The organism is Oceanispirochaeta sp. (assembly GCF_027859075.1).
GTDB lineage: Bacteria > Spirochaetota > Spirochaetia > DSM-2461 > DSM-2461 > Oceanispirochaeta.
On sequence record NZ_JAQIBL010000149.1, the window covers coordinates 1 to 8,067 of the forward strand.

The 8,067-nt window shown below is 48.3% G+C and carries 2 protein-coding genes; both read left to right on the plus strand.

The features are described 5' to 3' along the window. A partial coding sequence (locus PF479_RS08435; protein ID WP_298004868.1) for a hypothetical protein occupies nt 1-571 on the plus strand: 571 nt, incomplete at its 5' end. Between the two features lie 30 nt (nt 572-601). Further along, on the plus strand, nt 602-8,067 hold a 7,466-nt coding region (locus tag PF479_RS08440), incomplete at its 3' end, for a hypothetical protein (RefSeq protein WP_298004871.1).

Below are 8,067 nucleotides of genomic sequence, written 5' to 3' on the forward strand. Positions count from 1 at the left end.
GGACAGGCAATGGCTTTATCAGTCCCGTGATGGCACCATTCTTTTTGATTCGGCGGGAGTTCCACTTCTTCGCGACATTGATCCTGAGTCAATTGCACAGGAGAAAGGGGAGTGGGAAAGGACCATCAGGACTGTGCAGACTTCAATCCTTCATCAATGGACATTGGGCGCCGAAAGTGTCTTTCTGGAGATCGGGAATTCCATTCCCGAAGATTTCAGGCAATCCGTGAAAGCTCATCTACAGGTCAGTCTGGATGAGTATAGGGATCGGGTCAGAATGGAAACTGATCGATTGATCTGCTGGTCTACCCTATCCTTTGATTCTGTGAGGAATGATGATAACTTTTCCCTGAGAAACAAGAGTGAAGAGGAAACAGCCCGGTCTCTGGCGGAGAGGCTGATTCTGGAAACTAAATTATCTCTTCTTGATACAGATCAGGCGTTGAACGAAGGAGTTTCTGACCTGAAAAGTATGGCAGTCCAGGAGGCTTCTTTTTCCATTGAGAATTGGGATAAGAGCTTTCAGGATGAATTCCGTAAGGGTCTTGAAAAATGGAATCAGGCGGAATAAGAGCTGATAGCCGAAAGAATCAACTGGGAATTGAGAGTTGAAACCAGATACAGTGACGCTGAGAGGTCCTGGGATGAGGCGCTCCAACTCTTTTCACAGCAAAGGAAAGAGTGGATCCAGGAAATTTCTCTTTTGCTGGATGAGGGCCGGAAGGGCTGGATTGTCCAGGAGCAAAGTTTTTATGACCAGTTTCAGACTCTCTCGCTGGAAATTGAAGAGGCCGCAGTAGACCAGGAATCCAAGTTTTCCGGGCAGGTTCAGTCGGTTCTGGAATTGTACCGTGAGAATCTGGCACTCCTCAGCTCCGGGGAAGAGAGTATTCTGTTCTACCAGAATAAGATTTACCAGATAGACGGCAGTATTGCCACATTGCAGTCGGATATTGCCGCGGAGGACGCGGAAAAGAAGGTCCATACCGATTTTATTCTCATTTATCAGGAAAGGATTGAAGAAGAGAGGGTCAGAAGAGAAGAATCAGGGAGTACTTATTACAGCGGGCATTCCATTTGGGATTATTTAATACAACTCAGGGAGGATTCAATCAGGCCCATCGATTCCCGCCTGTCTCTCCTGTATACAAAGAGGACAGCCCTGAACTCTGAAAAAAGTAATTATATCAATGAGATATCAAACTGGCAAACCCTGACCGGATCAATACGGAATCAGCTGACATCCGCCCGGACTATGCTTTTCAATCTGGAAGCCACAGCCCGGGGGTATGATTCTACAGTTCCTGGGGATACTCTCGGGATGGAAATACAGCGCATGACGAACCTTTCTGATCGACTGTACATTCAGTACCGCATCTCTGAGGCAGTTGTGGAGTATGCGAGCCTGGATTCTTCCGCCCGGGCGACAGAGGCGCAGACCGCGGAGGATTTTGAAGAGGCCGATCAGGCTCTTTTCGTGGCGGAGGAAACCTATCAGGACGCTATTGCGGCCCTGTCGGAATTGAGAGACGCCCTCGGGGAGGGACAAACAACCCTCAATGAGGCCCGGGCTCTAATGGACGAGGCTCTGGTTCTTATGGTGGAGGCACAAGAGAACTATGAAACTTCTTTTGCCGTATACCAGAATAATAATCCCGCCGTGATTGAGCAGATGATGGATGATCTGGAAAAGGAACTGGTCCTCTGGTATGAGGGGGAATCCGGTGAGGCTGCAGCCCGGAAGGAGCTGTATGACCAGTATCTTCTGTCGGGGGAATGGGAACGGCGAGAGATGCTGGAACGTAAGAAGAAAGCCCTCATCAGGGATCTTATGGGCACTGAGTTTGATGGCGAGCAGGATGAGTATGTCAATTCGGGAGACCTTGAAGATCAATATGCATTGTTAACGGGTCTTACTCCTGACCTCAATACGGAAGACTCCGCTGCCTGGCAGATGCAGTTGACTGGAGCAGGTCTTTTTAAGGAGTCTGAGTATTATATCGCTCTTTCCAGACTTTATGAGCAGGCATTCTCATCCAATGGTTCTGAAGAGGCTGTTCTGAGGCTTAAACTGAAACTGTTACAGATTGGGTCTCAGGTTCAGACAGATCTCTTCTGGAATCAGGGTCTTTTAACTCAGCTGGAAAATTTGGTGGAGGAAGGTGGGACCCAGGAAGGGCGGAAATCAGAACTGGAGGGCCATGTGTCTGAAGCAGAGGCTCAACTCTTCCTATCTAAGGCAGATCTCCTTCATCAAATCCTATCATCCTGCTCATCAGTGCCTGTTGAGTCTCTAGAGTCTGAACCCTGGTTTGAATATGCCCGGTATCTGGAAAGTGTTTCTTATGAGGTTTCTGCCGATGATCTCCTGTCTCTGTCTGCATTGACAGATCTTCTGGAGGAAGTCAATGACGGCAGCATGAGTCACGCCGATGCCCTCCTGGTGATGAATGAGAAGAGCCTCTCATGGCTCAAGGTTCTGACCGGAGAATCTAATGAATTGCCTGGGCAGATGTTTCTGGATCTCTACCTTTCTGAACCCCTTTCTCAATTCAGCAAGGCCCGGGCGGAGCTGGAGGGCTGGTGGTTAGCGGCATCAAGCTCTCCCTTGATGACAGAGGAGACACTGGGGCATGAATTAATGGGAGATTTCAACTCAGGATTAGAATTTGTAGAGGAGATGATGCAGTTTGGAAGCCTAGAATCTCTCCTGGATCGATATTATCCACTCATCGAAAATGAGACTTTACCGGAATATCTGGAACTAAGCCTGAATCGTTTGATCTCTCAGGTTTATGGTCAGGATCTGGAGGCTTTGAATCCTGATTCCAGTGTGTCTGCACAGCAATTGATTTGTATACAGGATCAAATAGCGGCTTTTGGCGCGACAGAAGCGCAGATTGAAGCGCTTGTCAGGACAGATGAAGGGAGAAGTATTTTCCGTGAGGCGGGATATCAGAATGAATCGGATGAGCTGGAGCATTATGAGCTCCTTTTGCAATGGAAATCCCATGAAGAGGCACTCTGGGAGGAGGCCTGGGAAAAGGCGCTGCTCGCTTCGGTCGAGACTTCTACCCCCCTGATTGAACCTGATCTCGATCTTGATCTTCTCTTTTCTGAGTTTCTCGTCGAATCCGGCTCTGATGATCTGGATAGGACGGACTTGGCATCCCTGGATTTTGATTCGAAGGATTATCATCTGCTTGACGGTTATACATCCTGGTCGGGTGTTTCTGCGGATGAGTTTCTGAAGCAGGTCTATCCTGATGCCGGTTTCCTGGAAAACCAATATATGATGCTCCACCTCAATCAGGAGGCTCCAATCACTCTTGAATCTCTCACTCAACAATGGGGTGTGGCCCTTTATGAAAAAATGACGGCTTCCCTGGAGGACATCCAGTCTGAGTATTACAAGGCCCGATTTCTGGAAAGACTGAAAACCATACGGGCAGAAGATCCTGATCCCGTCAAGGATGCTGCTTTTGTCGAGTCCCTTGTTGCCGATTGTCTGGATGCCTTAATTTCAGACATGGTACCGCGGGCCTTCGAAAGTTCGGAGGACCTCTTACGGGAAATTCAGGGGACACAGCTCCTCATGGAGAATAAACAGGTTCTTCTGAATAAACTGGAAGCCGATTTGAGCATCAGCAGACAGAATGCCGGCGTATACAAAACGAATGTTGTGGACCGGGATCGTCGTCTTTATGAAGAGTATAAACAGGCATTCAACGAGTCATTATCAGCCTATGAGCAGGAGTCCACAGCCTTCGATACCCTTCAGGATGCATTCCTCTCCGGGCAGGAGACAGTGGATCAATGCTTCTTCGATTATTCCAATGCCTCGGCTCATTACCAGCAGGCAAAAGAAATTCTGGATTATGCTCAGACCGGGTACACGCCCGGTGGAATCAATGTTTTTTCAATCAGGGATGAGCGCTTATATGAATATGAAAAATCCCAGAACTCATTGACTGTCCTTGAGGATCTCAGGGACAGTCCTGATACGGATTCTGTCATTGACAGTGACTGGGCGGCCTTTCTGGAATCGAGTCGGCAGATTCTTTCTCTGACAAATAATCTTTCTTATTCCAGGGAAGAACTGATTCGTGAAATGGGTGAATTGAACAGAGAATACGGGAATGTTTTGAATGGTTTGACCGAAACAGCCCGGCAAGTCGTGGACTTCTCATTCCGTGATGGAGCCGCTTTTACTTTTGACCAGTCCCAGGTGCAGGGTGTGATGACAAACTTTGCCTCATGGAACAACAGTAGTCTTCAGACTCACATAGACGAGTATTTTGGTCAGCCCGAGGCATCAGAGACATTCACAGAAGATGTGCTTCTCTGGATGAGGGAGTTGGGTGGCAGGGGGAATATTCAGGGGCTTTTAAAGGATTTTTCTTTTGCCTACTACCATGAGCTGAGGTCAATGCAGGGCATGGACTGGGGGAAAATAAAAGGGGAATATGGAATTGATCTTTTTTCTAATCCCCAGCATACAGCACTGCTAAATATCGACGGTACGATGTTTAAATCAGTGTCCATTGGATACGAAGGAAATCTGGAAAAGTATAAGTCTGGAGCTTATGAAACGGTCACAAAAGAATATTACAATTTTGATGGTGAAATCTATAAAGTCTTTATCAGCGGAGAGGAATGGCTCAAAGAGCAGACCAAGTCTTCGAGGGTTTCAATTCAGTCAGATGGGAGTCTAAACAGGCTTTATTGCTTTTATAAGGTCCTGATGTATGCGGGTGCTTTCAAGGGCGAGGCTCTGAAACAGGGGATGGAAAAAGATCTGTCCGCCATCGCCTGGGACTATATTGATAAGGCAGCCCATGGGCAGCAGAAGAAATTTAAAAGAAGAATATTCAGTGGATACAGGCCAAAGGGAAAGAAAATTAAAGAAGTCCGGAATACCATCCGGTCGTCAGCGGCTGCCTTCAATGGCATCATTCTTCGAGATGGAATGGCCTCCTCCTGTCAGAATATTTTCACAGATTTCAGCAATCTGGAACATTGTATTGACAGAATGGCGCTGCTTTCGGGGTCAGAAAATCTATCAGCAATAAAGCTGAAAAGCATCATATCTTCAGTGAGCGGCATCTCCCTTGATTCCAGTCAAACCTCACTGCTGAAGAGTACATTTTCAAGTATGTCCCCCCTATATAAAGGTTCAAGCTCCATGGCTCTGGACGGATTGCTCCAGGAACTTTCCTCCCTGAAACTGCAGGCTGATCAAAAACAAAATCTCAGGGAGTCTGAGCTGGCAGCAGATCAGACTCAGCTCTACAATCAGCTTCTCTCCACCTACAGCCGGGCAGCCTTTAATCTGGAGGAATATGAGAGGATTGCCCAAACTCTGTATAAAAAACCCGCCTACCTGACAGAAGATTACCGGGACAAACGCATTGATTCCATCTGGTCGGCAGACCATCCGACATCCCGTGACAGCCTTTACACACTGACTGCCTATGGACAGGAACTGGTTCGCAGTTTTAAAAACAGGATGACCCGGGTTAAGCAGGACAGATACAATGAATTGCAGAATGGCCTGGAAGAAATATACAGGCAGAGACAATATTGGGAAGACAGAAACAACGAATTAATCTCAGAAGGCCTGGAACAATGGAATCTTTCAACCCAGAAGCTTATTGGGCAGCGGGAATCCTGGAGGGGCAAGTTCGAACGGGATTATCAATACAAGGCCAGCCTCTGGGAGGGGAAGTATCAGCTCCTGTCCCGGAATAAAAACATCTGGCTGCAGAATAGTTCCAAGGCTGCCCTGGAGGCAGGTACCCGTGGATTGGCAGGCAATCTGGGCCTGGATGCGGACTGTCTGATTGGGAATGTCAGATTCAGACTTATACCGGAGATTGTTTCAGAATCAGTCAGTCTGGATCGAATGGTGGATTCTGCACTGGGCGGAATGACCATGGACAAGCTCCTTGAGGGCATGAAGAATCTATCTTCCCGCAGCATGGACCATGATACTATCCTTGCATCAAAGATTCCTTTGATTCCCGAGACCGCCCAGTCAATGGACCGCTTGAAAGAACAGCAAGTCTTACTGAAGGAAGAGATCAATAAGGCTTTGGCTCTCACTCAGGCATACCAGATGAGGGAGGCCGTAGAAGAGGCCCGGAAGTCGGTCCTTAAAAATATCGACGAGGCAAACGACTCGGTTGATGAGAGCATGGAGGGCCAGTTGAATGATGCCGGATATGCCAGGCAGGGGAGTAATTATACCCGATTGGTGATCATTGATTCTTCCCTTATGGGGGGGCCCGAAACGGAGCATCATGCGATTGAAGGGTATAAAGATTTTATAGCTCCCGAGTTCAGCACAGAGGTCAATCTCTCTGTGGATCATCTGCAGGGCCTGAAGAGTGAAATGATCCTGGCCAGTATGACTCTGGCACAGGAGCGGCTGACCAATTATATGAATCTCATTTTTGGCAATGAAAAGGATGGCGAGAATAAGCGGATTGACATCAGAACAGGGCTGGATCTGGATTTCATTGAATACCTGGAATCTCAGGAAGAAGCCTTTCAAAACTCTGCTCAATACGGCAGGAAGGAACACAGTAAAACTGCAGGATTATTCAACTTTCATGTCGGTTATGCTCCCCTCATGAAGGAAGATCATCCCGAAGAGGTGAAAACAAAAGGGTATGGAGAATTTGGACGGATATACGAGAAGTTCATGATCCAGCAGGCCCGTTTGTACCGGGGACTCTCCACAATGAATACTCCCTGGTATTCACAGAAGATCTGGGATGATGATGCCGATAATGACGGTGATTCAGATGGGTTTCTCGGTGCGCCCTCCATCAGATCCGTCTCGGATATTGCCCTGACTGTCGCCGGTACGGCTATGGGATTGGGCCCTTTTCCGGCCATGATGCTGAGCATGGTGGATGACGCCCTTTTTACCGCCGCCGACTTGAGTCTGGGAGTCATCAATTCCAGTCAGGCAGGTCTTGGACTTGTCAAAAAAGCCGGAACCTCTCTTCTGAGTCTGGGTACTGGCGCCCTGGGGAGCGGTATAGATGAGATGAACAGTCTCAGCAGCCTCAGCGGTTTTGGTGAAGTCGCCACTGATATAGGCATCACCGGATTAAGTACCACCGCAAACAGCTATGGAAACGCCGCCTTGAATTCTCTGGATGAGGAGGGGTTCAATTTTAAAGCCTTCAATGGAATGACCGATTGGGATTCCATGAAGATGACGACCATCAGCTCCATGGCCGGGGCTGGGGTCGGCAGCAGCCTTGAACTGGGAACCTTCGGGTTTATCAATAAAGCCCAGCAGGATTCCTCCCGGTTTACCTCGCTGATGGGCGGCCTGACATCCTCGGGCATAGAATATGGGATGACCGGACAAACAAAATTGAATGTCCTGAATCTAGGAGGAACGGGTGTTCTGGAATTGAATCTGGGAGGGCCGGGGACCCTTCTTGATTTAGGAACCGGCGGAACTGATGTCAGCCTCGGGTCACTTATGGCTTCCGCTCGGGGTATTAAGGCCTACTCCAGAAATATTGAAATTATGCAGAAAGTAAAAGATAAGGATCTGCGCACCGGGATGAGAACACTCTACTCTGCAGAAATGGATGAGACCACCACCCTCTATGAGGATGTCATCCAGGGGGATGCCGTCTTTAGATCTAGTGACTCAATGGATCATCAAGGGGAAACGGTTGTTGACGAATCCGGTAAAAGAGTCATAGACTTAAATAAGTCAGGCAACAGCCGTCTGGACCTGGCGGTCCTGATGAGTCATGAGGCGTTCCGGGATGGACTCGACAATGGTGTTTCTGGTCAAAACCAGGAAACATCCGATGCCGTCTGGGGACATATGAATGTAGGATCGGCCCTGCTGGCAACCTACGGTTCAGCCTCTTTGAATGCTCAGAATCAGACAGAAGCACAGACCTATCAGTTGTATGCCCAGGGGGTCATCAGCAAGGTGGAAATGGAGGATTACATCAGCAATAACTACGATTCCGCCAGGGATTTCTGGAAGTTGATGGATGATGGGTCCATCGAATGGGATGGAAAGAA